Origin of the sequence: uncultured Flavobacterium sp. (assembly GCF_951805225.1) — a bacterium.
Classification (GTDB): Bacteria; Bacteroidota; Bacteroidia; order Flavobacteriales; family Flavobacteriaceae; genus Flavobacterium.
This window is the reverse complement of record NZ_OX638201.1, coordinates 4,704,034-4,730,411: the sequence shown is the minus strand read 5'-3', so window position 1 is coordinate 4,730,411 and position 26,378 is coordinate 4,704,034. Positions and strand designations below refer to the sequence as shown.

The following is a 26,378-nucleotide window of genomic DNA, read 5'->3' as shown; positions in this document are numbered from 1 at the left end:
ATGTGCGTATGAAAAACCGAATAAAATTATCTCTCCTGATCGGTTTTTTATTGATGCTCGCTTCTTGCGGTACTTCAAAATCAATGCATCATTTACCTGATATTTCAAATTATGATACTATAAAACCTGTCGTAATAAAACAATCTGACAGCTTATTTATCTCCGGAAAAAATTCACTTTTAAAAAATAAACAAGGTCTTTGGGAATTGTATGTTGAAGGCGATCCGCTGCAAATTGGATTAACAACTGGTGCTTTGTCAGATTCTCTTTTGAAAAAACAAGAACAGATCTTTTTCTCCAAAATAAAGGATTTAATTCCGTCAAAATTTGAGCAAAAAATGCTTCGTTATTTTCTAAAATGGTACAATCGAAAATTATATTCGAATGTTACCGAAGAATATCAAGCTGAAATTTATGGTGTTTCGCAATATACGTCTCATGATTTTGACAACATTGCACCGCAATATCAGCGAAGTTTGTACCTGCACGCGGCACATGATATTGGTCACGCTTTGCAAGATTTGGCTTTGGTTGGCTGTTCTTCTTTCGCAGCTTGGGGAGAAAAATCTGAAAATGGAAATTTAATTCTTGGACGAAATTTCGATTTTTATGTAAATGACGCTTTCGCGGAAAATAAAATTGTAGCGTTTATAAACCCAAAAGAAGGGCATAAATTTATGATGGTTACCTGGCCCGGAATGATTGGTGCGGTTTCGGGAATGAATCAGGAAGGTTTGACGGTTACCATTAATGCGTCAAAATCTAAAATTCCGATAATTGCAAAAACACCGATTTCAATTTTGACTCGCGAAATTTTACAGCATGCTCAAAATATTGATGAAGCAATTGCAATCGCCAAAAAAAGAAAAGTTTTTGTGTCAGAATCAATTATGGTTGGAAGTGCGCACGATAATAAAGCTGTTTTAATTGAAGTTTCGCCTAATAAAATGGATGTTTATGGTGTTCCAAACAGCGATCAGTTAATTTGTTCGAACCATTTTCAAGGTGAAGATTTAAAAAATGAAAAACGAAATCAGCTTCAAATTGCCAATAGTCATTCTGAATACAGACTTGAAAGAATAGAAGAACTTTTTACAAAAAACCCAAAAATCAATCCCAAAATTGCTTCTGAAATTCTCCGAAATAAAGAAGGTTTACAAGATATAAAACTTGGTTATGGCAACGAAAAAGCATTAAATCAATTAATGGCGCATCACGGAATTATCTTTAAACCGGAAGAAAAATTGGTTTGGGTTTCGGCAAATCCATATCAATTAGGTGAATTTGTTTGTTATAATCTGGATTCGATTTTTAAGGAACGAAAAACAAATCCTGTAGTTTCATTTCAACAGGAAAATCTCAACATTGCCAAAGATCCTTTTCTAAAAACTACTGCGTATGCAAACTATCAAAAATTTAGAATTGAAGATGACAATATAGATTTGTATCTGAAAAAGAAAGAAACAATAAGTCCTGAATTTATTCAGAACTATCAATCCTTAAACCCTGATTATTGGGTTGTGTATTACAAAGCAGGGTTGTACTTTTATCAAAAAAAAGAATATCTGCTTGCTCAGACTAATTTTGAAAAAGCATTTACTAAAGAAATTACCACGGCTCCTGACAAAGCAAAAATTGAAAAATATTTAAAAAAACTCAAAAGAAAATTACAATGATTCCAGCAATAGAAAAAAATTCTTTAGAAGAAATTAAAGTTTTTCAGGAACAAAAATTAGCAGAATTTTTAACTTATATCAGTCAAAATTCTCCTTTTTATAAAAGACTTTTTGCAGGACAAAATATTGATATTTCGAAAATTAAAACTCTCGAAGATTTACAACATTTACCGGTAACTACAAAAGAAGATTTACAAGAATATAACGATGATTTTTTGTGTGTTCCGCAACATAAAATTATCGATTACGCCTCGACTTCAGGGACTTTAGGCGATCCTGTAACTTTTGGTTTAACAGATTCTGACTTGGATAGATTGGCTTATAATGAAGCTATTTCTTTTGCTTGCGCCGGAATTGCAGAAGGCGATGTTGTTCAATTAATGACTACAATCGACCGAAAATTTATGGCTGGATTGGCCTATTTTCTAGGATTGCGAAAATTAAAAGTTGGTGTAATTCGTGTTGGTGCGGGAATTCCGGAATTGCAATGGGATTCTATTTTAAAATACAAACCTTCTTATTTAATTACGGTTCCTTCTTTTCTTTTAAAGTTAATTGAATACGCGGAAATACACGGAATCGATTATAATAATTCAAGCATAAAAGGTGCAATTTGCATTGGAGAATCTTTGCGAAATCAAGATTTTTCGATGAATACTTTATCTCAAAAAATCACCGAAAAATGGAATATTAAGTTGTTTTCGACTTATGCTTCTACTGAAATGAGTACTGCTTTTACAGAATGTGAACACGGAATTGGTGGCCATCATCATCCTGAATTGATTATTGTTGAAGTTCTGGATGAGAATAATATTCCTGTAAAAAATGGTGAAGTTGGCGAATTGACTTTTACCACTTTGGGTATTGAAGCGATGCCATTATTGCGTTTTAAAACCGGAGATATTGTTCAGTTACATAACGAACCTTGTTCTTGCGGGCGACATACTTTGCGTGTTGGTCCAGTAATTGGCCGTAAAAAACAAATGATAAAATATAAAGGAACAACACTTTATCCGCCTGCGATGAATGATGTTTTGAGTGGTTTTGATAATATCGAAAATCATATTATAGAGATTTCTACCAATGATTTGGGAACAGATGAAATTGTGATAAAGATTGCGGTAAAAAATCAATCTCCTGAATTTTTACAGGAAATCAAAGACCACTTTAGAGCCAAATTAAGAGTTACGCCAAGAATTGAATTCGCCTCAAAAGAAACTTTAAATCCTTTAGTTTTTAATCCGATGAGTCGAAAACCTATTCGTTTTTTTGATTACAGAGTTTCGTAAAAACAAGGCACAAAGTTGCAAAGGTTCAGAGAAACAAAGGTTTAGCATCTGAATGTAAAACCTTTGCAACTTTGTCACTTTGAACCTTTGAACCTCAATTTGATACAAATTGAACTAAAAGTTGTAATTTTGCAAAAAATATTGAAGATGGTCAAGATTGGCAACATAGAATTACCCGAATTTCCTTTATTACTTGCTCCGATGGAAGATGTGAGCGATCCACCGTTTCGCCGTTTGTGCAAAACGCATGGCGCTGACATGATGTATTCTGAATTTATTTCGTCAGAAGGATTGATTCGTGATGCTATTAAAAGTAGAATGAAGTTGGATATTTTTGATTACGAACGTCCGGTTGGAATTCAGATTTTTGGTGGTGATGAAGAAGCAATGGCGCTTTCGTCTAAAATTGTTTCTACTGTAAAACCTGATTTAGTTGATATTAACTTTGGATGTCCGGTAAAAAAAGTAGTTTGTAAAGGTGCCGGAGCCGGAGTTTTGAAAGATGTCGATTTGATGGTTCGTTTAACGAAAGCTGTTATTAGAAGTACGGATTTACCTGTAACTGTAAAAACACGTTTGGGTTGGGATGAAAGTTCTATCAACATTGATGAAGTTGCTGAAAGACTTCAGGATATTGGTGTTCAGGCTTTAACAATTCACGCCAGAACTCGTGCGCAAATGTATAAAGGTCACGCCGATTGGTCGCATATTGCACGTGTAAAAAATAATCCTAGAATTACAATGCCTATTTTTGGAAATGGCGATATCGACAGCCCTGAAAAAGCATTAAAATATAAAAATGAATACGGTATTGACGGAATCATGATTGGTCGCGCCGCAATTGGTTACCCTTGGATTTTTAACGAAATCAAGCATTATTTTAAAACAGGTGAACACTTACCTGCTCCAACTGTTGCAGATCGTGTAGAAGCTGCCAGAAATCACCTTATGTGGTCAATGGAATGGAAAGGTGAACGTTTAGGAATTGTTGAAATGCGTCGTCACTATACCAATTATTTCAAAGGAATTCACTCTTTTAAAGAATACAAACAAAAATTAGTTACAACTGATGAGCCTGAAAATTTGTTTGCGATTATGAAAGAAATCGAACAGGTTTATGCGGGATATGAATTTGTATAAAAAACATAATCTTTGTCAAAGTTTGAAACTTTGACAAAGATCTTAATACAAAAAAGACCTTCAAAATTTGAAGGTCTTTTTTTATAAATTAAACTTGAATACGTTTCCACTTTCCTCTTTTGTAAAAGAAAATACCCGCAAGAGTTATAGCTGTTTCGGCAACTGGAATTGCGATGAAAACACCTGTTGGGCCCATATTAAAATGTTTTGCCAACACATATGCTAGTGGAATTTGAAATAACCAAAAACCGAAGAAATTAATTCCGGTTGGTGTCCAGGTATCTCCTGCTCCATTGAATGTATTAATTAAAACCATTCCGATTCCGTAGAATATAAATCCAATGCTCATAATTTGCAGCGCTTCGACTGCGATGGTTTTTACCATTTCGTCATTGGTGAAAAACGAAATTATATATTGACCAAAACACAATGTGATCACCATAATGGTTGCCATAAAAATGACATTGTATTTTGCTGTTGTGTAAACTGATTTTTCGGCACGATCAATTTGTTTTGCACCTAAATTTTGCCCAACTAAAGTCGCTGCTGCATTACTCAATCCCCAAGCCGGAAGTATAAAAAACATCATTATTCTAAGTGCAGTCTGATATCCAGCAGAACCATGATCTCCGCCAGTTGTGGCAACTAATTGCGCTAGAAAAATCCAACTGCAAGATGCAATTACAAATTGCAAAATTCCAGGAGCTGCAATTTTTACTAATGCTTTTATTTGTTTAAAATCTGGAATAAAATAAGAGATCTTAATTTTTAAAATTCCGTTTCCTGAAAACAAATGATACAATTGATACAATACTCCAAGACTTCTTCCTAAAGTAGTCGCTAAAGCTGCGCCAATTAATCCGAAAGCCGGAATTGGACCAAAACCGTTAATCAATATCGGACATAAAATAATATTGCAAATATTGGCTAGCCAAAGACTTTTCATTGCAATTGCAGCATTTCCTGCACCACGAAATATTCCGTTGATTAAAAATAAAAGCATAATACACAAACTTGAACCAATCATAATTTGTGTAAATCTGTAACCGTGTTCTGCAGCATCTGCAGATGCGCCCATAAAGAGCAGAATATCTTTGGCATATATAACGCCAAAAACGCTCATTATGCTATTTATAACAAAAGCAACAATAATAGCCTGCATTCCTGCTTTTGAAGCTGCGAGAGGATCTTTTTCTCCAACTCGTCTGGCTACAACTGCGGTTGCTGCCATACTCATTCCAATTGCCAATGAATATATAATTGCAAGCACAGATTCGGTTAATCCAACGGTTTGTATCGCAAAACTACTGTGCTCAAGATGTCCAACGAAATACAGATCGACTAAGGCAAAAACCGATTCCATCATCATTTCTAAAACCATTGGAATGGCTAATAGAATGACTGCTTTTTTGATGCTTCCTACTGTATAATCAAAAGATTCATCTCCTTTGATTGCTTGTTTTAATGTGGTAAAAATTTTAGAAAATAAACTTTTCTTTATGGTAGTTTCTGTCATGATATATTAGGATAAATGATAATATTAGTCCAGATGTAGTAATCTGAACTCAAGAAAATAAACGTAAGTATCCTAATTATTTGAAAAAATAAGATAGGATTAGGCAGAAACAATCATATGCTGTAGATTTTTGAGACGATAAATATAGGTAATATTTTTTGAGTAGAAATACTAATCTAACAGCTTTTTACTTACTCGGCTACTGGCAATTAATGATGCAACAAAACCAAGTGAAACAATGGTTCCCATAACAATGAGAACATTTTCGAGCGTGAAAACTACCGGATATGCCAAAGTTGGCGTAAGCATAATCATCTCATATTTCTGTTGCAATACTACTAAAATGATTCCCAGAAGAAGTCCTATTATTCCACCAAAAACACTTAACAAAGTTCCTTGAAGTAAAAATATTTTTCTCAAATGATTAATTTCTGTACCGAGATTGAAAAGGGTTTTTAGGTTTCCTTTTTTCTCTAAAATCATCATTATTAAAGCGCCAATCAGGTTAAAAAGTGCCACGATAATTACTAAGGTAAAAATCAGATAAACGGCAATATTTTCGGTATTGAGCATTTTATACAAAGACTCATTAAGCTGTGCTCTGTTTTTAATCGTGATTTTATTTTGAAAGATTGCTTTAAGTTTTGCATCAATCGCTGCTTCATTTGCGTTATCTTTCAAATTAAATTCGACTCCAGAAATTTGATTGGGTTTGTACATCAATAATTCCTGTGCTAAACCCAAATCGGCAAAGACATATTTCGAATCCAAATCTTCGCTGATAGAATAAATTCCAACTGGTAAAACATCTGTTTTATTGAATGCTTCTTCGGGATTTTCAATATTTCCTTTTCCTGGTTTAGGAGCAAATATCTGCAACGGATTTTCGAAATCAAGAATTCCAAGAGAAAAATCACGCGAAATTCCATATCCAATCACAACTTGATACGTATCCGGTTTTAACCATTGTCCGTTAAAAAGTTTTTTTCTGATATCGTTAACCACAGGATAATTACGATCAACACCTTTTAAGTAGGTTACTTTTTGCTTGTCTTTGAATAAAAATAAAACTCGCTCTTCGATAATTTTAGTGTATGATACAACACCATCGATTTTTTTTATCTGGCTTTCCTGATCTGGTGTAATCAGAAAAGATTTACCTAAAGTACTGGTGATTTTCAGATCCGGATCAATTTCATTCGTGAACGAAAGACTAAATACTTTTAGTCCGCTAAAAACTGATAAAACCACAAACAAAGCCATTGTGCCAACAATAATTCCCATGCTGGCAATGCGATTAATAATATTTATAGCATTGTTTTTACTTCTGCTAAAAATGTAACGTTTGGCTATGTAAAGGGGGAAATTCAATTTATGATTTTCTTCTTTTTTCTAAAAGATCACGATTTTCGATTGGGTTTTCTCTGTTTGATAAAGCGTTGTCGATTTTTTCGATGTAGTCTAAAGAGTCATCGATAAAAAATACCAAGTTTGGTACACGACGCAATTGCAAACGCACGCGCTGAGATAAATCGTGTTTAATTAAGGTTGAATTTGATTTTATACCTTCTAAAGTTTCTTTTGCTTTATCTTGAGGAAAAATGCTTAAATACACTGTTGCCACAGATAAATCTGTAGTTACGCTAACTTTGGATACTGAAATTACCAAATTACTAATTCCGTTTTTTCTCACTTCACCTTGCAAAATATCAACCAAATCTTTTTGGATGACACCGCCTATTTTTTTCTGTCTATTTGTTTCCATAATGCAAAAATACTATTTTTAAATTTCAATCAATACAATTTTCAAATGAACAATAGGATTAAATAACTTTTAGTAAAAAAAAAGGAGCTTATTAAGCTCCCTTTTTTTATCTGTTTTGAATCCATCCTCTTGGATCTGCATATGTTGAGTTTTGCGAAATACAAAACTTCATCGTTGTTTTTCCTGTCTCGGGACTTGTTCTAATTTTTCCAATATTTTGCTTAATAGTAACTTTATCTCCTTTGTCTACACTTACAGAACTTAAATTCTGGTACACAGAAAAATAATCTCCATGCTGAATAATTACCATTTTATTAATTGGTGATAAAACAATTACACTGGTTACTTCACCTGCAAAAACTGCTCTTGCACTCGATCCTGATTCTGTTGTAATTTCGACTCCATTATTATGGATTGTCACTGTATTATACAAAGGATGCGGCTGATCTCCAAATCCTTGAGAAATAAATCCTTTTTCAACCGGCCAAGGCAATCTTCCTCTGTTTGCTTTAAAGTCAGCAGCTAAAATTTTATTTTCCGGTGTTAATTCAATTTTTGATGACGAAACCGGAGCTTTTGCCGCTACTGTTGTACTTGTATTATTTTCTTTTGCTCTTTCTAAAGCTGCTTTTCTATTTGCTTCGGCAATTGCCTCACGAATTAAACGATCAATTTGTCTGTCAATTCTTTTTGACTCGCTTTGTTTCGCTCTAATGTCTGCAAGGATTTTACCTTTATCTTTCTTAATCGAATTAACTAGTTTTTGTTGTTCTTTCTTTTCAACTTCTAAACTTTGTTTCTCCTTTTCGTTTTCAGCAATAATCTTTTTCTTAACCTGTCTTTGTCCATTTAATCTCGCATTATAATCAACTAATTCATTTGTTTTAGATTGAATTTCTAATCCTTGATTTTTTCTGAAATTGGTATATTGTTTTAGATATTGTGCTCTTTTATAAGCTTGCAAAAAACTTTCTGAAGATAAAATAAACATCGCTCTACTTTGCTCAGATCTACTTTTATATGATTTTAAAATCATCTTAGAGTAATCTTCTTTCAAAACCGTCAATTCCTTTTTTAGTTTATTAACCTTAACTTGGTTAATATACATATCATTGCTCAAAAGTTTTTCTTGTTTTGCTGTAGTATTAATCAGTTTTTCTTTCAGTTTAATTTTATTCGCCTGAATCATAAAGACATTTACCGCTGACTTTTCTTGTTTCTTTACAGATTGCAACATCTTTTCATTATCTCTAATTTCCTGCTGGATCTGAGCTTTACGCTGTTCCAGTTTTTCTTGTTGCGAATCTTGCGCCCACATGAAAGTTGTGGCACAAATAAAAATTAGGCTTAGGAGAAATTTTGGCATGTTTCTATTTTCTTTTTGCAAATTTACTTAATTATAACTTTCTTATAACCTCCAGGCACGCTATAAGGGAAAGAAAGTTCTTCATTAAACGAAATATTGTTATAATTTAAATTAATATTGGTTCTTCCCTTTGGCTGAAGCGCGTTAATTTCGATACTTGTTGGAAGTGTTCCCTGATTAAAAGTTTTGCTGTCAGAATAGTTAATTTGCAACATTCTGTTTTCTGAAGGTTGTGAAATTTCTTCTTTTTGCAACAAATATTTTTCAGAATCAATATAAAATGATTTTTTCAATTTGGCATCTTTTTCATCGTCCAAACGAAAAAGGTTTTCTACAATTGTTTGCGTATATTTTCCTTTTTTTAAATCGTCTAAAGCTTCTCCAACCAATAAATTCTGAACTTTAGAATAATTCAATTCTGTTCCTAACCATTCGCTCAAACTTGTAAAATCACCTTCGTAATAAGTACTGTTTATTTTTTCGTAATAGCTTACTGTTGTTGGTGTAATCAAAGCTTTTGCCATTGTAATTCCCAGAAAACGAACGCTTATTAAAATCTGTTTGTCTTTCTCGATTTTGATTTCGGCCGAAACATTTTGACTTTGTTTTTCGTCAACATATTTTGCACTTGCTTTTATGTATAAAGTCGAAAAATCTAACTTGTTGTTATAATGTTTTTCTACTACTTTTTTATCTTCTTTTACCGGTACAATTTCGGTGTTACCAGTATTATTTTGAACCGCTGGCATTTTTGATTTACAAGAAATCACAAAAACCGACATTATTAATATTGCAATATATTTTTTCATTTAAAATCCTCCCTTTTACTTTTTTTGTTTCAATAATTCATTTGCCTTCAAAAAGTATTCCTCTTTTTTCTTAGCGTCTCCCAAACCATTATAAGCTTCTCCAAGCTGAATATTAAAATTTGCTTCAAGCGTTTTATCGTCTACAACATAATCAAGCCCCATTTCCAGAACGGTTTTTGCGTTCTTAAATTGTTGTAATTTATTGTTTCCTAAACCTGCATAATAATAAAATTGCGATTGACTCGGATAAACTTCAATCATAGTCATGGCTCTTTTGGTCATTGGTTCAAATTGTTTTGCCTGAACATAAGCTTCAAGCAAAAGCAAATTGGTTTCGCGATCTGTATCTGAATTTGCTTTTAAATCTTTTTCATAATATTTAATTGCATTTTCAAATTGACCTTTACTATGATAAAACTTTCCAATTTCTTTTGCAACATCAACATTTGGATCATTATCAAAATAAGATATTGCTTTTTCTAAATCCGGTGCATATTGCGGATTTTTATTCACATAAATTAAAAATTCATTTAAGGTACGATGTTTAATTTTTGTATCAATTTTTGAACTTGATAAAATAACATTCATCGCCTTAATTGCTTTGTCGGCTTGATTTGAATCCAAATATCCTTTGAACAAACTTACTTGTCCCCATTCAGAATTTGGAATTTCCTTTGCCAATTGTTTCGCAACTTCTACAGCTTTATCTGCTTCTTCTGCTTTTGAATATAGAAAAATCAGATTCACATAATTCGATTCTTCTTTTGGGTTCTTTTTTATTTGATCAATCAGATTCGTGATTTCAGCATTTTGATATTTTCCCTGAGATAAAATCTGCATTTTATATCGATCACGATCTTCTGATTTTCCGAATTTATCATTCATTTCATTAATCGCCAAAAGTGCTTTGTCATATTGATTGGTAATCATATACAACGAAATCAAATCATCTTTATATTCTTCATCAAAAACCATTATTTTCTGAATCGTTTCAATTGCCAAAGGATAGTTTTTGGTTTCATAACTTACATCATAAATTCCTAACCAATACCATTTATTCTTTGGGTCTAATTGAGTGGCTTTTTCAAAAGCCGTCTGAGCGCTTCCATATTGTTTTAGAGACAAATAATTTTTTCCTAATTCAAAATAAGCTACAGCATCATTAGGTTTCAGTTTAATACATTTCTCTAATGATATAATGGCTTTGTCATAATTTTCAATTCCTTTTTGTTTTAATGATTCATAAAAAGAGTCTTGATATTCATCTGTTACCATAGCAATATCTTCCGGTTCGGTTTGAGCCATAACTGAAGTTGGATTGCTAAGCAAAACGAAAAATAAAATTGCTAAAACTCCTTTTTGTATCATTTCTAATATTTATTATTTAAACAAAAACGAATCTATTTAAAACTATAATTTATTCTAAAACCGAATAATCGCCAATACTTATACTGGTAAATTTCCCATCATAAACAACGTGATTTCCAATCATTGCATTGTCCAGATTTGCATTTTTTATTTGAGAAAAAGTCTGAACTAAACTGTTTTTGATAACACTGTCTGTAACATGGCAACCTTTTCCAATAGATACATTTGGTCCAACAGTTGTGTTTTTCAACACTACATTTTCTCCAATATAACAAGGCGGAATAATTGTCGAATTATCCAGCTTTACATCATAATCTACTAAATGTTCTCCATCATTATGCAAGAATCCTAACATTCTTGAATTGGTTTCAACCGTAACATCTTTGTTTCCGCAATCCATCCATTCGTCAACGCTTCCGGTTTTAAAAACTTTTCCGTTTGCCATCATCGCTTTGATTCCGTCATTGATTTGATATTCTCCACCATTCTGAATATTATTATCCAAAACGCCTTGAAGTTCTTTTTTCAAATCTCCAACTTCTTTAAAATAATAGATTCCGATAACTGCTAAATCACTAACAAATTCTTTTGGTTTTTCAACCAATTCTATAATTTCATTATTAGCATTTAATTTAACAACTCCAAAGGCTTCAGGCTGTTCCACTTGTTTTACCCAGATTACAGCATCAGCTTCTGGATCTAATTCAAAATCGGCTCTGATTAAAGTATCTGCGTAAGCAATTACTGCTGGTCCTGATAAAGATTCTTTGGCACACATAATCGCGTGACCTGTTCCTAATGGTAAATCCTGACGATAAATCGAAGCTTTTGCGCCTAAACTTCCTGCCAATTCCTCTAAACTTTCTACAAGATCATCTCCAAAAAAAGCTGGATCTCCCAAAATAAAAGCAACTTCTTCGATAGGTTCTTTCAATATTTTGGCAATATCTTCGACTAAACGATGAACGATTGATTTTCCTGCAACAGGAATTAATGGTTTAGGAACTGTTAAAGTATGTGGCCTTAGTCTTGATCCTCGACCTGCCATTGGAACGATTATTTTCATTTTTGTATTTATTTTTTATGGGAAGATCTTCTAAAATCTTCTTAGTTTGGTTCTAAATTTTTAACCTTGACGGTTATTTATTTTCTGCTTGTGCTGAAATTTTTACCGCAAAGTTCGCAAAGATTTTTCGCAAAGAATGCTAAGTTTTATCATTTCATTTTTAAGTTCGCAAAGCACAGAAACTTATTACTGTGACTGCAACTAAGACTGAAAACTATTTAACCGCAAAGTTCGCAAAGGTTTTTTCGCAAAGATTACAAAGTTTTTCATTTCATTTTTAAGTTCGCAAAGTACAGAAACTTATTACTGCGACTGAAAACTATTTCACTCCGGTACTTCCAAATCCGCCTTCGCCTCTTGATGTTTCAGTAAGTTCTTCAACTTCTATCCACTCCGCTCTTTCGTGTTTGGCAATAATTAATTGTGCAATTCTTTCTCCGTTTTCGATTACAAATTCTTCGTTTGATAAATTTACCAAAATTACACCTATTTCTCCTCTATAATCTGCATCAATAGTTCCTGGAGAATTTAAAACTGTTACACCTCTTTTTGCTGCTAATCCGCTTCTTGGTCGAACTTGTGCTTCATAACCAATTGGCAACTCAATAAAAAGTCCGGTTTTTACTATTGTTCTTTCTAATGGTTTTAACGTAATAACTTCAGTTAAATTGGCACGAAGATCCATTCCTGCCGAAGCAATTGTTTCGTAGTTTGGTAATGCGTGCTGTGATTTATTGATAATTTGTATTTTCATTTTTATTTCTGCAACTTAAAAAGTACTGTTACTTTCTATTCATAATTCCCTTAATTGTCTCTTTTTCGTTATGATAAACAAAATAGATAAAGGCTAAAAATAACGGAATTCCAACAAAATAATTTTCTCTAAATCCATAAAAAGATATAGCCGAAAACACAATTGAAATTCCTAAATAAGCGCCAATCTTATTCATATCATAAGGTATTGGATAATATTTGTTTCCTAAAATATAAGAAATCAACATCATACTTCCGTAAGCAGAAATAGTTGCAATTGCTGAACCATAATAACTATATTTTGGAATCAAAAAATAATTTAAAACCAATGTTACAATAGCGCCCACAATCGAAATATATGCTCCAATTTTTGTTTTATCGGTTAGTTTATACCAAACCGATAAATTGTTATAAATTCCTAAAAAGAAGTTTGCCAAAATAATTAATGGAACAACTTTCATCGCTTCCCAATATGATTTATTGTCAAGCAAAAGATATTTTAAAACGTCTGCAAAAACAATTACTCCCAATAAAATTAGTGATCCCAGAATAACAAAGTATTTTGTAATTACGGCATAAGTCTGAGGCGCATTTTCATTTTTAGCATGACTGAAAAAGAAAGGTTCTATTCCTAATCTAAAAGCCGTTGCAAACAACACCATAAACAATCCTAATTTATAACAAGCTGAATAGGCTCCAACTTCAGATTTTGCTAAATTTTCGGGAAGTAAATATCCTAAAAGAATTTTATCAAAATGCTCGTTAACGGCAAATGCAAGTCCAGCAACCAGAATTGGCAAACCATATTTCATCATTTTCTTCCAAAGAACCGGATCAAATTTTCTTCCCAATGAAAGGTAATTCGGCGAAAGCACTATAAATGTGGCCAAACTCGCCAAAAGATTTGCAATGAAAATATACGCGATTTGAAAATTCTCTACATATAAATTATCCCAAACTGAGTTAGGATTTGAAGCCGCAAGTTTAGGCAAATATATTAAGAAGAAAATATTCAATAATAGATTGATTATTACATTCCCAATTTTAATCGCTGCATAAACCATTGGTCTTTGGTTCGCTCTTAGTTTAGAAAATGGTATTAAAACCAAAGCATCTAAAACTAAAATCCAAACGGTATAGGTAACATATTGTACGTCAACTTCGGCAAGATTTGCTAGTGTGTTTCTAAAAATTAAAGCTACAAATAAGAAAATTATCGACGACCAAAAGATGGATATTGTAGATGTTGCAATTACGTTTTTCTTATCTTCTTCATTGCTGTAAAATCTAAAAAAAGCGGTTTCCATTCCATAAGAAAGTACCACGTTAAAGAAAACCATCCAGGACAAAACGATCGAAACTTCTCCGTATTCTGCCGTTGGTAAAATACCTGTGTACAATCTAACTAATAGAAAACTTAGCATTCGTGGTAAAACCGTAGCTAATCCGTAAATAGCAGTTTGCTTGAATAGATTTTTATATAATCCCAAAATATATGTGTGTAAAAAAATTTATAAAACAAAAATAACCAATTCTTTGGTTTTATATTGATTTTATAGGTTCAATAAAAAAACTTGATGCTAAAATTAGTGAGTCATTTTGTTTTCATCTAATATTTTAACAAAATGAAAACCTTTTGGTCCGTATCCTTGATTATAATAAAAACGATGTGCAGCAAAATTTCCGGTAAAAGCGTCCAAAACAATACTGCTGCAATCTGAATCTATGGCTTTTTGTTCGATATAATCTGTCAGCAATTTTCCAATTCCTTTTGATCTAACTTCTGGGTTTACGACAAAATTATCGATTTCAAGATATTTTCCTGTCCAAAGTTTCGTTGCTGACCAACAACCGGTAATACCCAAACAAACTCCGTTTTCAAAAACGCCAATCTGAATATAATTATGCGGAACCATCTCTGAAAGGTAAGCTTTATATTTTTCGATGGACATATTTGGATAAAGAAATCTCATTGTATCAATTTGAGCCAACATTTCTTCGACTGTTGTAAGTTCTTGTATTTGCAGTTTCATTGTAGTAAAAAAATAAGATTTCAAAAATACTCATTTTTTTATTGTGCTGTTATATAAGTAGAAACATCTTGATGTGAAAAATCTATAAGAAACGGCGAAAATTATATAAATTTCTAAGAGTACTTCTGTACTAACTTTGTATCAAAGGGAATGAGCAAAGCTAAAATACAACCCTTCAAAAAAAGCAAAGCAATGGGACTAATAAAGCTTGTTTGTTCCCACAAAAGACAAAGCAAAGGGAGTGATTCTGCTGAAATGTAACCCTCAAAAAAACAGAGCATTGGGATTAATAAAGCTAGTTTGTTCCCATGAAAGACAAAGCACTGCAGAGTGATATATCTGTGTCTAATTTTATAAAATGGTACTGATTCTCGGTTTTTGAGTAAGGCGGGAATCACCATTTTATAAGTTAACTTCAAAAATAACAACCCTATATATATGAAAGAGTCGGCAATTTCTTGTCGACTCTTTTCCTTTTATTGCTCTTTACTTTTCATTTCAAGATTAACATTTTGTTCCGTTTCTTTTGGTTCCGGAATGTCTTCTTCTGTAAATGTTTTTAAAACTTTATTCGTGAGTTTTTTAATTTTCACAATTCGATTTGCCTGATTCTGAACGCATTTTTCAAATAAATTCCGAACGACTCTGGCATTTCCAAAACTTTCATTTTTACTTTCGTAAAGCAATTCAAAAGTATCTGTCAATTTTTCTTTGGCTTCATCCGAAATAATAAAATCAGATTTCGAGCAAAATGATTCAAAAATTTGAAATAATTCTGAAGGTGTAAAATGATCAAAATGAAAATATCTGTTGAAACGTGAACGCAATCCCGGATTTGATTCTATAAAAATTTTCATAGGTTCTGTATATCCCGCAACCACGACAGCCAGATCTTCCCTATGATCTTCCATTCTTTTCAAAAGTGTATTTACGGCTTCTGCTCCATAATCATTTCCAAATGCATTTTGAGTTAATGCATAAGCTTCATCAATAAATAATACTCCGCCAAGACTTGATTCTACTGCATTATTGACTTTTGTTGCTGTTTGCCCAACATAACCTGCAACTAAACCTTCTCTGTCTGTTTCAAACATTTGACCTTTGGATAAAAAACCCAAATGTTTAAAAATTCTGCTTAAAAGTCTTGCTACAGAAGTTTTTCCTGTTCCCGGCGGCCCCAGAAAAACGGTATGCAAAGTAATCTCAACATTTTTCAATCCTTGCTTTGAACGCTTTTTTTGTATTTCTAAAAGATTGATTAATTCTGAAACATCTTTTTTTACTTCTGCTAAACCAACTAATTCGTTTAATTCTTTCAGAACTTTTTCCAGTGTATCTTCTTCAGGAAGATTGTCTATTTCTTTTTTATCTGTTTTTGATGTTTTCGTATTCAAACCCAAATAATTACTGAAAGCTGTTGTGTTTTCAAATTTTTTACCAAATGTAAAATAAATGAAGTTTTGATATTCGATAAGAATTTCTTCTAAACCTTTATGTTTCTTTTCGATAATTATTTCCGGAAGTATATAATAGTTTTGCTGAACATTCGAAGTAATTATCTTGTTCTCTTTTTTAATTTTTACAAGAAGGTTTTTGAAATTCTCGGTAAAAACCAACTGATTCAATTCGCTTACAGAATTTTCGTTTGCAAAATGTTTATTGCGCAAAGCATCATAATAATAGGCCAGAACAAATTCCTGTTTTTCATTTTTAAGTCCGGGTTCTCTTTCGTAAAGATCAATAATATCCGAAAGAAAAAAGTGTTCTGCTTTAAACAATAAACCTTTAGAAAAAACTGGATTTACGGTTTCATTAAGCTTCTGAATAAAATCTGCATCTTGATTTAATATATTACATATTTCTAGAATCTGCTTGGTTTCTTTTTGCAGTTCTATAATAAATGAAGCCGTAAAAACGGCTTCATTAGTAGATACATTTGTTTCTAAATATTTTTTTAGAGACAAAAATGATTCTTCAATAATCGATATTGGATTGTTCTTTTTTGACATATTCAAATTTAAGAAATCATCATTTGGTGAATAATTTCTTTTGATAATTTTAAGTGATCATCGCAATAATCTTTCCATGAAAGTCCCATGTCTCTTAGGTCGTATTTTGCTACAATAGTTCCGTAATTTTCTTTTTTTCCATTAATAGTTGGATGTCCAATTACATAAATGGTTTGTGCTAATTCAATTGCCAATTCAATATCATGCGTAGAAAAAATAACGGTATTAAACTCAGATGATTTACCTAATAATTCAAATGATTTTTTTACTTCTTCGATATTTCCAACATCTAATCCTGAAAAAGGTTCATCTAAAACAATAAATTGATCAGATGAAAACAATTGTTCTATAATAGCGGTTCTTTGTCTTTGTCCGCCGGAAAGTTCGTTAGGATATTTGTCTTTACAATTTTCTAATCCCCATTCTTTTAGGTACAACTTTATTTTTTCGTCTTTTTCAGTATTTGAAAGTGTTGTTTTTCTTAACGAAAATTTCAACGCCTGAGTAACTGTTTTATGTCTGAACAAAGTATATTTTTGATCTACAAAACCAATGTCTCCTTCGCTTACAGGTTTAGCTGCATTTGGTTCTTTGTTTTCGAAATCTCTAATTAATATTTTTCCGGAATTGGTCGGAATTAATCCTGTCAATGCTTTAAAGAAAGTTGATTTTCCTCGTCCTGATCTTCCAACAAAAGCTACAACCTGACCTGTACAATCAACACCTTCTCTAATTACATCTTTTTCTATAAGACTTATATCTTTTATAATAATTGTATCATCATAACCAACGCTAAGATTTTCTACATACAAAAGTGTCTCTTTATATTCGTGTGTCATAATTATATTTTTGAATATCTAAATACTGCTTTTCTTAAGAAATTTATTCCTGCATCTAAGCCAAGACCTATTAATAAAATGATAATTTGAAGTGCAATGATTCTTCCGGTATTCATAAATTTATCAGAGTTTTTGATTAAAAACCCTAATCCTCCAGAAGCTACCACAATCGATTCTACCGTAACAAGCATCATCCAGGTAATGGCAAGATTTTGTCTGATTACATCAATTACATAATCTATTCTTCCTAAAATAATAACTTGTACGAGAACTTCCCAACGGTTGCATTTTAGCATTTTTGCATGATCAAATTCTTCTTGCGGAATATCTTTGATAACTGCAATTAATGATGTTGTTAAAAAAGTAGTCAGGAAAATAACCAAGATCCAAACCTGCATCATTCGTGCTTCATGAATTACCATTGTAATATAAAATGAAAGTCCGGTAAAAGGTAAAAATCTAAATTTTGTGATAAATTCAGAAACTGATTTTAATAACGGAATTGGCCATGCATAAGCAAAAAACAAGGAAATAATTGTGGCTAAAAAAATCGAGATAAAACACAATTTCAATGAATTGAAAATATGCACTACCAAACCTTCTTTATACAGATCTGAAAAACCGGTTAAAACCTGAGCCGGCGAAGGAAAAAGATGTTTTTCGCCAGATGTTGCTGCAAACCAAATAATAATCAAAAGAACTAACCAAGCAATTAAAATAAGTGTCTTGTTTAATTTTGATATTTTTTCAAAGGGCGTTAAAATTTTTATCATACTGCTTGTAAAAAAGGCTATCTATTAAGATAGCCTTTTATTGTTTTTATTTTAATAAAGTAATAACCACACGTCTGTTTAGTGCTTTTCCAGAAGCAGTATTATTATCTGCAATTGGATTACTTTGACCTTTTCCGTCCACTAATTGGAAACGATTTGCAGGAATACCTTTTTGTTTTAGGTAATCTACAACTGCTTGTGCTCTGCTTTTTGATAAAGCTAAGTTAGAATCAGCATTTCCAACATTGTCAGTGTGTCCAACAACCGTTAATTTTGTGTTCTCAGCTTGTACTAAAAGATTGTAAATTTTTTCTACTTCTTTACTAGATGAGCTTGAGATATCAGAACTTCCAGTATTAAAATTAATTTTCCATTCTCCAGAAGCTACAACTTCTTTTGCTTCGCTGCTATAATCTGCTTTGTCTGCAGAAGTAGATTCGATATCGTTAATGTTTTTCAAGAAGAATAAGTTTACTGCTTGATCGTAAGGAACAACTGCTCCAACATTTTCATTAAATCCAAACGGATTCAATTCTGTCAAATATCCTGCAACTTGATTATAAACTGATTTGTATCTGTTTACACCATCAGATAAACCATAATATTGCATTGCATCAGCATAGTTAAATACTTTTGAACCTCCCATATTATAAGTCAATCCGCCTTTTGTTCCTTGTTGTCCTTTGAACATTTTGTACCAATATTCCGGAGTTTCAAGTTTGTAAGTTGCAGCAACTGCTTCAGAAGCTCTTACTTTCCAATCTTCGTAATTTTTCATTTGGTTTGAAGCCGTCAATGCCGATTTCAAAATATTAGAAACAATATCAGGATTTTTAACAGCCCATTCTTTAACACCAATAATAGTAGTTGGCATTTGGTTGTTGAATTCTTTCGTAGAAACGATATCAACAAATCCAGTCAATTTATCAAATACAGTTTTATCACCAGGCGTCCAAGTAGCACAACCATCGATTTTTCTGTTCACAGATTTTCCAGTTAATTTTCCATCAACTACTTCTTTCAAAGTAACAGTCCATCCTGTTGTTTGAGATTTGATTAATTCTTCTGCCGATTTAATATAATCATCATTTTCTGATGGATAAATATTTACTGCTTCTGCATCATATGTTGTTGGATCCGGATTTACTTTTAATCCGTTTGCAAAACAATAGTTTACAGTAGTAACCCAGTCACCATCTCCAAGAACTGCCGATATAACAGAACCTTTCATAGATTTTGGATCTGATTTCCAGTTTGGTGGTCCAATTAATTTATCTTCTCCATAACTCATACCTACTGCTCCCATTACCTGAACATGGTATTTATCTTTTCCGTATTTTTCGTCAAGTGATTTTTGAACAGAACTAATGTAAAATGGCGCACCATCACCCATAATGATAACTGCAAAAACACTTTTTTCTGAAGATGGAAAAGCTTCTCCTTTATCAAATTCTTCGATAAATTTCATTTGCATATTACGCAATTCCGAAAGCCAGTCTTGACGAATAATCTCAAGATTAACTCCGTTTTTCTCCATCAATGATCCTTTTGTTGTTTTTGGACCACCATTAGAAACAATAATTCCAGACTGAGCGTTCCAAGCATAAGCACCAATTCTTACTAAAGGTTTGTCTGCAACTTCTGAAGATAATTCAGTAGATGGAAGTGCAATTTTTGCAGCATTGGTAACATTATTAACATCTGTCTGATTCAGTTCAATTCCATTTAATTGTTTTGAAACTGCGGTTTTAATTCCTGGAGATATATAATAAACTCCTCCTAGAATTGCACCAATTCCAGCAATAACGATAAGTAATTCAGAAAAGGTTGTTAACTTTTCTGTTCTTAAAATTTTTCCCATTTTTATCTAAAAATTAAATTTAATTGTATTAAAAAATATCTCCAAAACCACCACTGGATAATTTATCTTCTTTGGTCATTTTGTAATTTGGACTTGTATATTTTGTTGAATCCGGAATTGTATTATCGCCCGTTTTAATTTCATCTGCTAATGAATCTAATCTTGAATAAAGCTCATCATTATCAACAGAATATTTAGAAGTTAAAGCATCGATGTCGATTAAGTTTTCTGAAGTTCTGGCAATATCCAGAGCAATAGTAGACGTTACCACTTCAAGAGCATATTCTAATTCCCAGTCTTTTGTAAACATCATCGCGCTTTTTGCACTTTCTGTTGCTTCTTTAGCATTTCTGGCAAATTCATATTCTTTTTGAAGCATTTTAACTGTCACATCAAAATCAGCAATTTTAATATCAATCGCTGTTCCGGCTAAAGTCAGTTTACGATCCATTTTTCCTAAAACATTTGCACGAACACCATATTTTTGGATAAAACTTTTGCTTTGTTCATATTGAGTAGAAACTCTTTGAGAATCGCTTAACTTTCTGGCTAACTCACTTTGCAGAGCTACATACTCATCTGTATCTTTTGCTGCAACGCCATTTTGTTTCACCATTTCATCCATCGCTGATTTCAATTTTTCTGACTGACGCTGTAAACTCAAAACGTCTTCCTGAAATCCTTTTGCTTCTTTTTCAGATTTGCTGGCTTCAATTTCCATTTCATTTTTAAGACCTTTTAGCTTTGCTTTAGTATTCTTAAAAACTTCACGATTTTTAACCATTTTTTGTTTTTGCTCTTCTAATTCATTAAAAGGATTACTTTGAATTAATGCTTTATGAATATTTTTTGTAGCAAAACGAAGCGCTTTCATTATTACAGGAGCCATCATAACTAAGAAAACTAAAAATACTCCCGTTGCAGATAAAGCAATTGCCTGACCAAGCATTGTAAATAATGGCGGGATAATATAAGTCCATACCAAATATCCTCCAACTCCTAATAAACCTAATGCCAAAGCCAAGAATAATGACTTTTCTCCTTTTTTAAGCGCACCTGATTTCAAAGCGATTTCTCCTTTAGACTCGTCAAAATGTTTAAGTATTGGCAACGTCAAAAGAGTGCTTCTTTCTTGTTCGAATTTATCCATTATTGTAAATATTGATTTATTCCTGTTATTACAGTATTGATTGAGGTTAATATTTTTTGTTTTGCTAAATCATTTGCTTCCATTTTCAATTGAATCTCCGAAAGCTGTTCCATATTAACAGGATCAATTTTTTGAAGTTCTATTTTCTTAGCTTCCAATTCTTTTTGAAGTTCAAGAATCTTGGCTTCTAATTCAGAAATATTTTTGGATAAATTGTATTTTTCTTTTGTAATTGTATTATCTAATTCGGCTTTTTTATTTTTACCGACAGTATCATATTTAGTATGTACTTTTTCAATTTCAGTAACATAAAAACTTCCTTTTTGCAAAAGAAAATCTTTAGTCAAATCAGATTTAATTGATTTTCCCATTGCAAAAGCCATCTGATAACTTTGCGGATTTGTTACTCCAACAGCCATAACTGACTTATAAAGTTCAAAAAAATCAAATCCTGGTTCGTTCAATGACTCAAAACCTTTATCGTAAACTTCAAAAATTTCGTTTAAGAAAGGGTTTGTTAATGAATTTGTCGGAAATGACTCTGTGACTTGATTCGGAAATTTATTGTCTGTGGTTGGTAAAATTGGGGCGGACGGTTGAGTTGCAGCTTTGCCCTCTGATTGATCTGTTTCATCATTAATGAAAAGACTCTTCCAATTAAAACTTTCTTTTGTCATCGTTTGTAGGTGATCTATTTTTTAATAACTTTTTGGTTGTTAAATGTTATACGCAGAAAGTGTTAAAAAGTTACTACTTTTAAAAGTATAAATATATACTTTTTTCAAAATATAATGTAACTAATTTATTATCAGATCTATTTACCGGAATCTATGCTTGAAAAAATTCCTACTTTTTTCTGCTCTATTTTTAAAACTCAGATTTAAAATAGCCTCCAAAAATACTTAATAAAAAATCAATATTGGTATAAACAATAGTTAAAAGTAAGAATTAACTTAAACGTACGTTTGTAGAAAATCAAACAAAATCATCACTATTTTTCATTCAACAATTAGCACAAAAAAAAGAGCTAACAAGTTAATGTTAGCTCTTTTTAAATTTTAAAAAAAAATTATCTTATCCGTTCAAAGCTTCTGCTCCACCAACGATTTCAAGAATTTCGTTTGTAATAGCTGCCTGACGTGCTTTATTGTAAGTCAATTTTAATTGGTTTCTTAATTCAGTTGCGTTATCAGTTGCTTTGTGCATAGCTGTCATACGTGCTCCATGTTCTGAAGCAAATGAATCACGAATACCTTTGTATAATTGAGTTTTCAATGACTTTGGAATCAAAGTCAACACAATTTCTTCTTTTGACGGTTCGAAAATATAATCTCCACCAGAAACCGGTACATCAGATTTAATTGGTGCTAACGGTAAAAATTGTTCAGTTTGAACGATTTGTGTCGCAGCATTTTTAAACTGATTGTAGATCAATTCGATTCTGTCATATTCTCCTGATAAAAATTTCTCAGTCAAATTATCAGCAATTCCAGCAACATTATCAAAAGTCAAATGATCGAAAATTGCATTATGGTGACCGTGTGCTTTAAAAGATTTACTTAGTACATCATTTCCTTTTTTACCAATAGGAAAAACATCTACTTGTTTACCAGCATAAAAAGCAGCACGATTTTTAACTTCTTTAATAATATTTGCATTAAATGCTCCACATAAACCTCTGTTTGAAGTTATAGCAACAAGCAATACTTTTTTTACTTCACGTTGTGTTGTATAATCACCTCCAACTTCACCATCAAGTGTAGCAGAAAGATTTTGCAACAATTCCGTTAATTTCTCGGCATAAGGGCGCATCGCAGTGATTGCATCTTGTGCTTTCTTAAGCTTTGCTGCAGAAACCATTTTCATTGCCGATGTAATTTGCATCGTCGATGAAACGGAAGTAATTCTATTACGGATTTCCTTTAAATTTGCCATTTGTCGATTAAAAAAATGTGACAATTTGAAAATTAGATAATTAGAAAGTCTCCTGAGATATTTTCTAATTATCTAATTTACGAATTATCTAATTAGATATATTTTGCTGAAATTTCTTTTGCTGCTTTTTCGATAACATCAGTAATGTTGTCATCTAACTTGCCAGCTTTCAACGCGTTAAGCGTATCTTTATGTTTGCTGTTTAAGTAAGCTAAGAAATCAGCTTCAAATTCTTTTACTTTATTTACAGGAACACTTTTCAATAAGTTTTTAGAACCTGCATAAATAATAGCTACTTGATTTTCTACTGGATAAGGATCGTTCAAACCTTGTTTCAAGATTTCAACGTTTCTTTTTCCTTTTTCAATTACGTTTAAAGTAACAGAATCTAAGTCAGAACCAAATTTAGCGAAAGCTTCTAATTCACGGAATTGAGCTTGGTCTAATTTTAAAGTTCCAGAAACTTTTTTCATAGATTTAATCTGAGCATTACCTCCAACACGAGATACAGAGATACCTACGTTGATCGCAGGACGAACTCCAGAGTTGAACAAATCTCCATCAAGGAAAATCTGACCATCTGTAATCGAAATTACGTTTGTTGGAATATATGCAGAAACGTCACCAGCCTGAGTTTCGATAATTGGTAAAGCAGTTAATGAACCACCACCTTTTACGATAGACTTAATAGAATCTGGTAAATCGTTCATGTTTTTAGCAATTCCATTATCTGCAATTACTTTACAAGCACGCTCTAATAAACGAGAGTGTAAGTAGAAAACGTCTCCAGGATATGCCTCACGTCCCGGTGGTCTTCTTAATAAAAGAGAAACCTCACGGTAAGCAACAGCTTGTTTAGATAAATCATCATACACGATAAGTGCTGGACGACCTGAATCTCTAAAATACTCACCAATTGCAGCACCTGCGAAAGGAGCATAAACTTGCATTGGAGCTGGATCAGAAGCGTTAGCTGCAACAATAACTGTATAAGCCATTGCACCTTTTTCTTCTAACATTTTAGCAATTCCTGCTACAGTTGAAGCTTTTTGCCCAATTGCAACATATATACAGAATACAGGTTTTCCTGCATCGTAAAATTCTTTTTGATTTAAGATTGTATCGATACAAACAGTTGATTTACCTGTTTGACGGTCACCAATAACAAGCTCACGTTGTCCACGACCAACTGGGATCATAGCATCTACCGCTTTAATACCTGTTTGTAATGGCTCAGTAACTGGCTGACGGAAGATAACTCCAGGAGCTTTTCTTTCTAAAGGCATCTCGTATAAGTCTCCACCAATTGGCCCTTTTCCATCAATTGGAAAACCAAGAGTGTTAACAACACGTCCTACCATTTGCTCACCTACTTTAAGAGAAGCAATACGTTGTGTTCTTTTTGCTGTTGATCCTTCTTTGATTCCTGTTGATGGTCCTAAAAGTACCACACCAACATTGTCTTCTTCAAGGTTCAATACAATAGCTTCAAGTCCGTTTTCAAATTCAACTAACTCACCGTATTGTACATTAGATAGCCCGTAAATACGAGCAATACCGTCTCCAACTTGAAGTACCGTTCCTACTTCCTCTAGCGTAGCACCAGATTCAAAACCTTCTACTTGCTTTCTTAATATTGCTGAAATTTCAGCAGGTTTGATTTCCGCCATCTTAAATTTATAATTTAGACACTTTTATGTGTAATAAAACTAATTACTTAACTCTCTTTTTAATACCTGCAATCTGTTTGCAACAGAAGCATTGTATTGTTGATCACCTATTCTTAAAATAAATCCTCCAATAATTGATGGATCTACTATATTTTCTATTGTTATTTTTTTATCTGACAATGTTGCAATTTTAGCCAAAACTTTAGCTTCTAATGCAGCATCCATAGGAATAGCAGTTGTAACTTTCGCTACTTCAACACCATTACTTTCATCAAATAATTTATTGTATTCAAGAGCAATCGCCTCAAGAATTTCAAATCTTTTGTTTTCGAATAATAAATGAAATAAGCCTTTAGTTACACCATTTATATTTGCGAAAACTTCTAAAAGAGCACTTTCTTTAACTTCAACTTTAGTTGGGCTTTGGATAAAGGTACTCAATTCTAAATTGGAACCAATTGTTGAAGCAATTGATTTCATATCGTTACTAACAGCTTCGGCAACACCTTTAGAGTTTGCTAAGTCTAGAATTGCTTGTGCATAACGAATTGCTGCTCTTGTACTTGCCATAATCTTAGTTTAACTTTACGTCACCTAACATTTTCTCAACTAATTTAGTTTGAGATTCTTTGTTAGATAATTCATCCTTCAATAATTTTTCAGCAATGCTTAATGATAAAGTTGAAACTTGAGATTTCAATTCAGCCATAGCTGCATTTTTTTCATTTTCTATTGCCAATTTAGCTTGAGCAATCAATTTTTGACCTTGCTCTTGTGCTTCATTTTTAGAATCAGCTATCATTTGCTCTTTCATTTCACGAGCTTCTTTTAACATTGCGTCACGTTCTGCACGAGCTTCTTTCAAGATACGCTCATTGTCTGCAGTTAAATTTTGCATTTCTAAACGTGCAGCTTCTGCAGATGCTAAAGCATTGTTGATAGATTCCTCACGGCTTTTTACAGCTCCTAAAATAGGTTTCCAAGCAAATTTTGCCAAAAGAATGAAGAAAACAATAAAGATAATTGTTGTCCAAAAAATTAAACTTTCTGGTGAAGTTAATTGCATAACAGTATATATTTAAAAATTGTTTTGTAGTTTTTTAAAAAAACTTCCTGAAGCCAACCGCTACAGGAAGTTTTAAATGTAAATTATTTTGCGATTAACGCAACAACTACTGCGAAAAGTGCAACACCTTCAATAAGTGCAGCAGCAATAATCATAGCAGTCTGGATTTTTCCAGCAGCTTCTGGTTGACGAGCGATAGCGTCCATTGCAGAACCACCAATTTTTCCAATACCAAGACCTGCACCAATTACAGCTAATCCAGCTCCGATTCCAGCTAATACCATAATAATAAAT

At 32.5% G+C, this 26,378-nt stretch carries 24 protein-coding genes; 3 read left to right on the top strand and 21 right to left on the bottom strand.

Annotated features, from left to right (window positions below; translation table 11 throughout):
- Nucleotides 1–8 precede the first annotated feature (8 nt).
- From WN975_RS19670 to dusB, 3 genes are all read left to right on the top strand, one after another.
- The gene (locus WN975_RS19670; protein ID WP_337967969.1) at nt 9–1,676 is read left to right on the top strand and encodes a C45 family peptidase; all 1,668 of its coding nucleotides are present in this window, start codon (nt 9–11) and stop codon (nt 1,674–1,676) included.
- Complete coding sequence (locus tag WN975_RS19665) at nt 1,673–2,965, top strand: AMP-binding protein (RefSeq protein ID WP_337967968.1); 1,293 nt, start codon at nt 1,673–1,675, stop codon at nt 2,963–2,965. Before WN975_RS19670 ends, WN975_RS19665 begins: the two co-directional genes overlap by 4 nt.
- Before the next feature lie 147 nt (nt 2,966–3,112).
- The gene (gene dusB, locus WN975_RS19660) at nt 3,113–4,105 is read left to right on the top strand and encodes a tRNA dihydrouridine synthase DusB (RefSeq protein ID WP_099712751.1); all 993 of its coding nucleotides are present in this window, start codon (nt 3,113–3,115) and stop codon (nt 4,103–4,105) included.
- 88 nt (nt 4,106–4,193) lie between these two features.
- Here the strand turns inward: dusB and WN975_RS19655 are convergent, their stop codons facing one another.
- From WN975_RS19655 to atpE, 21 genes are all read right to left on the bottom strand, one after another.
- The gene (locus tag WN975_RS19655; protein ID WP_337967967.1) at nt 4,194–5,621 is read right to left on the bottom strand and encodes an MATE family efflux transporter; all 1,428 of its coding nucleotides are present in this window, start codon (nt 5,619–5,621) and stop codon (nt 4,194–4,196) included.
- Nucleotides 5,622–5,792: 171 nt separating this feature from the next.
- Nucleotides 5,793–6,992, bottom strand: a complete 1,200-nt coding sequence (locus WN975_RS19650) for an FtsX-like permease family protein (RefSeq protein WP_337967966.1) — start codon at nt 6,990–6,992, stop codon at nt 5,793–5,795.
- A 1-nt stretch (nt 6,993) separates the two neighbouring features.
- Complete coding sequence (gene rbfA / locus WN975_RS19645) at nt 6,994–7,386, bottom strand: 30S ribosome-binding factor RbfA (protein ID WP_121327908.1); 393 nt, start codon at nt 7,384–7,386, stop codon at nt 6,994–6,996.
- A 106-nt stretch (nt 7,387–7,492) separates the two neighbouring features.
- Entirely contained in the window at nt 7,493–8,752 is a 1,260-nt protein-coding gene (locus WN975_RS19640; RefSeq protein WP_337967965.1) for a peptidoglycan DD-metalloendopeptidase family protein, read from the bottom strand.
- A 23-nt stretch (nt 8,753–8,775) separates the two neighbouring features.
- Nucleotides 8,776–9,561 (bottom strand): DUF4292 domain-containing protein, encoded by a 786-nt coding sequence (locus WN975_RS19635; RefSeq protein ID WP_337967964.1) that lies wholly within the window; start codon nt 9,559–9,561, stop codon nt 8,776–8,778.
- A 15-nt stretch (nt 9,562–9,576) separates the two neighbouring features.
- A complete protein-coding gene (locus tag WN975_RS19630; RefSeq protein WP_337967963.1) occupies nt 9,577–10,929 on the bottom strand; it encodes a tetratricopeptide repeat protein in 1,353 nt (450 codons plus the stop codon).
- Between the two features lie 49 nt (nt 10,930–10,978).
- The gene (locus WN975_RS19625; protein ID WP_337967962.1) at nt 10,979–11,995 is read right to left on the bottom strand and encodes a sugar phosphate nucleotidyltransferase; all 1,017 of its coding nucleotides are present in this window, start codon (nt 11,993–11,995) and stop codon (nt 10,979–10,981) included.
- A gap of 319 nt (nt 11,996–12,314) precedes the next feature.
- Nucleotides 12,315–12,749, bottom strand: coding sequence for a dUTP diphosphatase (gene dut, locus WN975_RS19620; protein ID WP_337967961.1), 435 nt, complete (start codon nt 12,747–12,749; stop codon nt 12,315–12,317).
- A 28-nt stretch (nt 12,750–12,777) separates the two neighbouring features.
- Nucleotides 12,778–14,238, bottom strand: coding sequence for an oligosaccharide flippase family protein (locus WN975_RS19615; RefSeq protein ID WP_337967960.1), 1,461 nt, complete (start codon nt 14,236–14,238; stop codon nt 12,778–12,780).
- 96 nt (nt 14,239–14,334) lie between these two features.
- Nucleotides 14,335–14,781: a GNAT family N-acetyltransferase gene (locus WN975_RS19610; protein WP_337967959.1), complete on the bottom strand. Its 447-nt coding sequence runs from the start codon at nt 14,779–14,781 to the stop codon at nt 14,335–14,337.
- Nucleotides 14,782–15,257: 476 nt separating this feature from the next.
- A complete protein-coding gene (locus WN975_RS19605) occupies nt 15,258–16,790 on the bottom strand; it encodes an AAA family ATPase (RefSeq protein WP_337967958.1) in 1,533 nt (510 codons plus the stop codon).
- Between the two features lie 8 nt (nt 16,791–16,798).
- A complete protein-coding gene (locus WN975_RS19600) occupies nt 16,799–17,629 on the bottom strand; it encodes an ATP-binding cassette domain-containing protein (RefSeq protein WP_337967957.1) in 831 nt (276 codons plus the stop codon).
- A gap of 2 nt (nt 17,630–17,631) precedes the next feature.
- Entirely contained in the window at nt 17,632–18,402 is a 771-nt protein-coding gene (locus tag WN975_RS19595; RefSeq protein ID WP_337967956.1) for a hypothetical protein, read from the bottom strand.
- A 46-nt stretch (nt 18,403–18,448) separates the two neighbouring features.
- Complete coding sequence (locus tag WN975_RS19590) at nt 18,449–20,263, bottom strand: OmpA family protein (RefSeq protein WP_337967955.1); 1,815 nt, start codon at nt 20,261–20,263, stop codon at nt 18,449–18,451.
- Nucleotides 20,264–20,291: 28 nt separating this feature from the next.
- Nucleotides 20,292–21,413 (bottom strand): hypothetical protein, encoded by a 1,122-nt coding sequence (locus WN975_RS19585; protein ID WP_099710161.1) that lies wholly within the window; start codon nt 21,411–21,413, stop codon nt 20,292–20,294.
- Nucleotides 21,413–22,090 carry a hypothetical protein gene (locus WN975_RS19580; protein ID WP_337967954.1) on the bottom strand — a complete coding sequence of 226 codons (678 nt, stop codon included), beginning with the start codon at nt 22,088–22,090 and terminating at the stop codon, nt 21,413–21,415. The genes WN975_RS19585 and WN975_RS19580 overlap by 1 nt, the downstream gene beginning before the upstream one ends.
- A 397-nt stretch (nt 22,091–22,487) precedes the next feature.
- A complete protein-coding gene (gene atpG, locus WN975_RS19575; protein ID WP_099717835.1) occupies nt 22,488–23,348 on the bottom strand; it encodes an ATP synthase F1 subunit gamma in 861 nt (286 codons plus the stop codon).
- Between the two features lie 92 nt (nt 23,349–23,440).
- A complete protein-coding gene (gene atpA / locus WN975_RS19570) occupies nt 23,441–25,018 on the bottom strand; it encodes a F0F1 ATP synthase subunit alpha (protein ID WP_099710159.1) in 1,578 nt (525 codons plus the stop codon).
- A 39-nt stretch (nt 25,019–25,057) separates the two neighbouring features.
- Nucleotides 25,058–25,588: an ATP synthase F1 subunit delta gene (atpH, locus tag WN975_RS19565; RefSeq protein WP_121327940.1), complete on the bottom strand. Its 531-nt coding sequence runs from the start codon at nt 25,586–25,588 to the stop codon at nt 25,058–25,060.
- A 4-nt stretch (nt 25,589–25,592) separates the two neighbouring features.
- Entirely contained in the window at nt 25,593–26,084 is a 492-nt protein-coding gene (locus WN975_RS19560) for a F0F1 ATP synthase subunit B (RefSeq protein ID WP_099710157.1), read from the bottom strand.
- A gap of 83 nt (nt 26,085–26,167) precedes the next feature.
- Nucleotides 26,168–26,368: an ATP synthase F0 subunit C gene (gene atpE, locus WN975_RS19555; RefSeq protein ID WP_031453874.1), complete on the bottom strand. Its 201-nt coding sequence runs from the start codon at nt 26,366–26,368 to the stop codon at nt 26,168–26,170.
- Between the last annotated feature and the right edge of the window lie 10 nt (nt 26,369–26,378).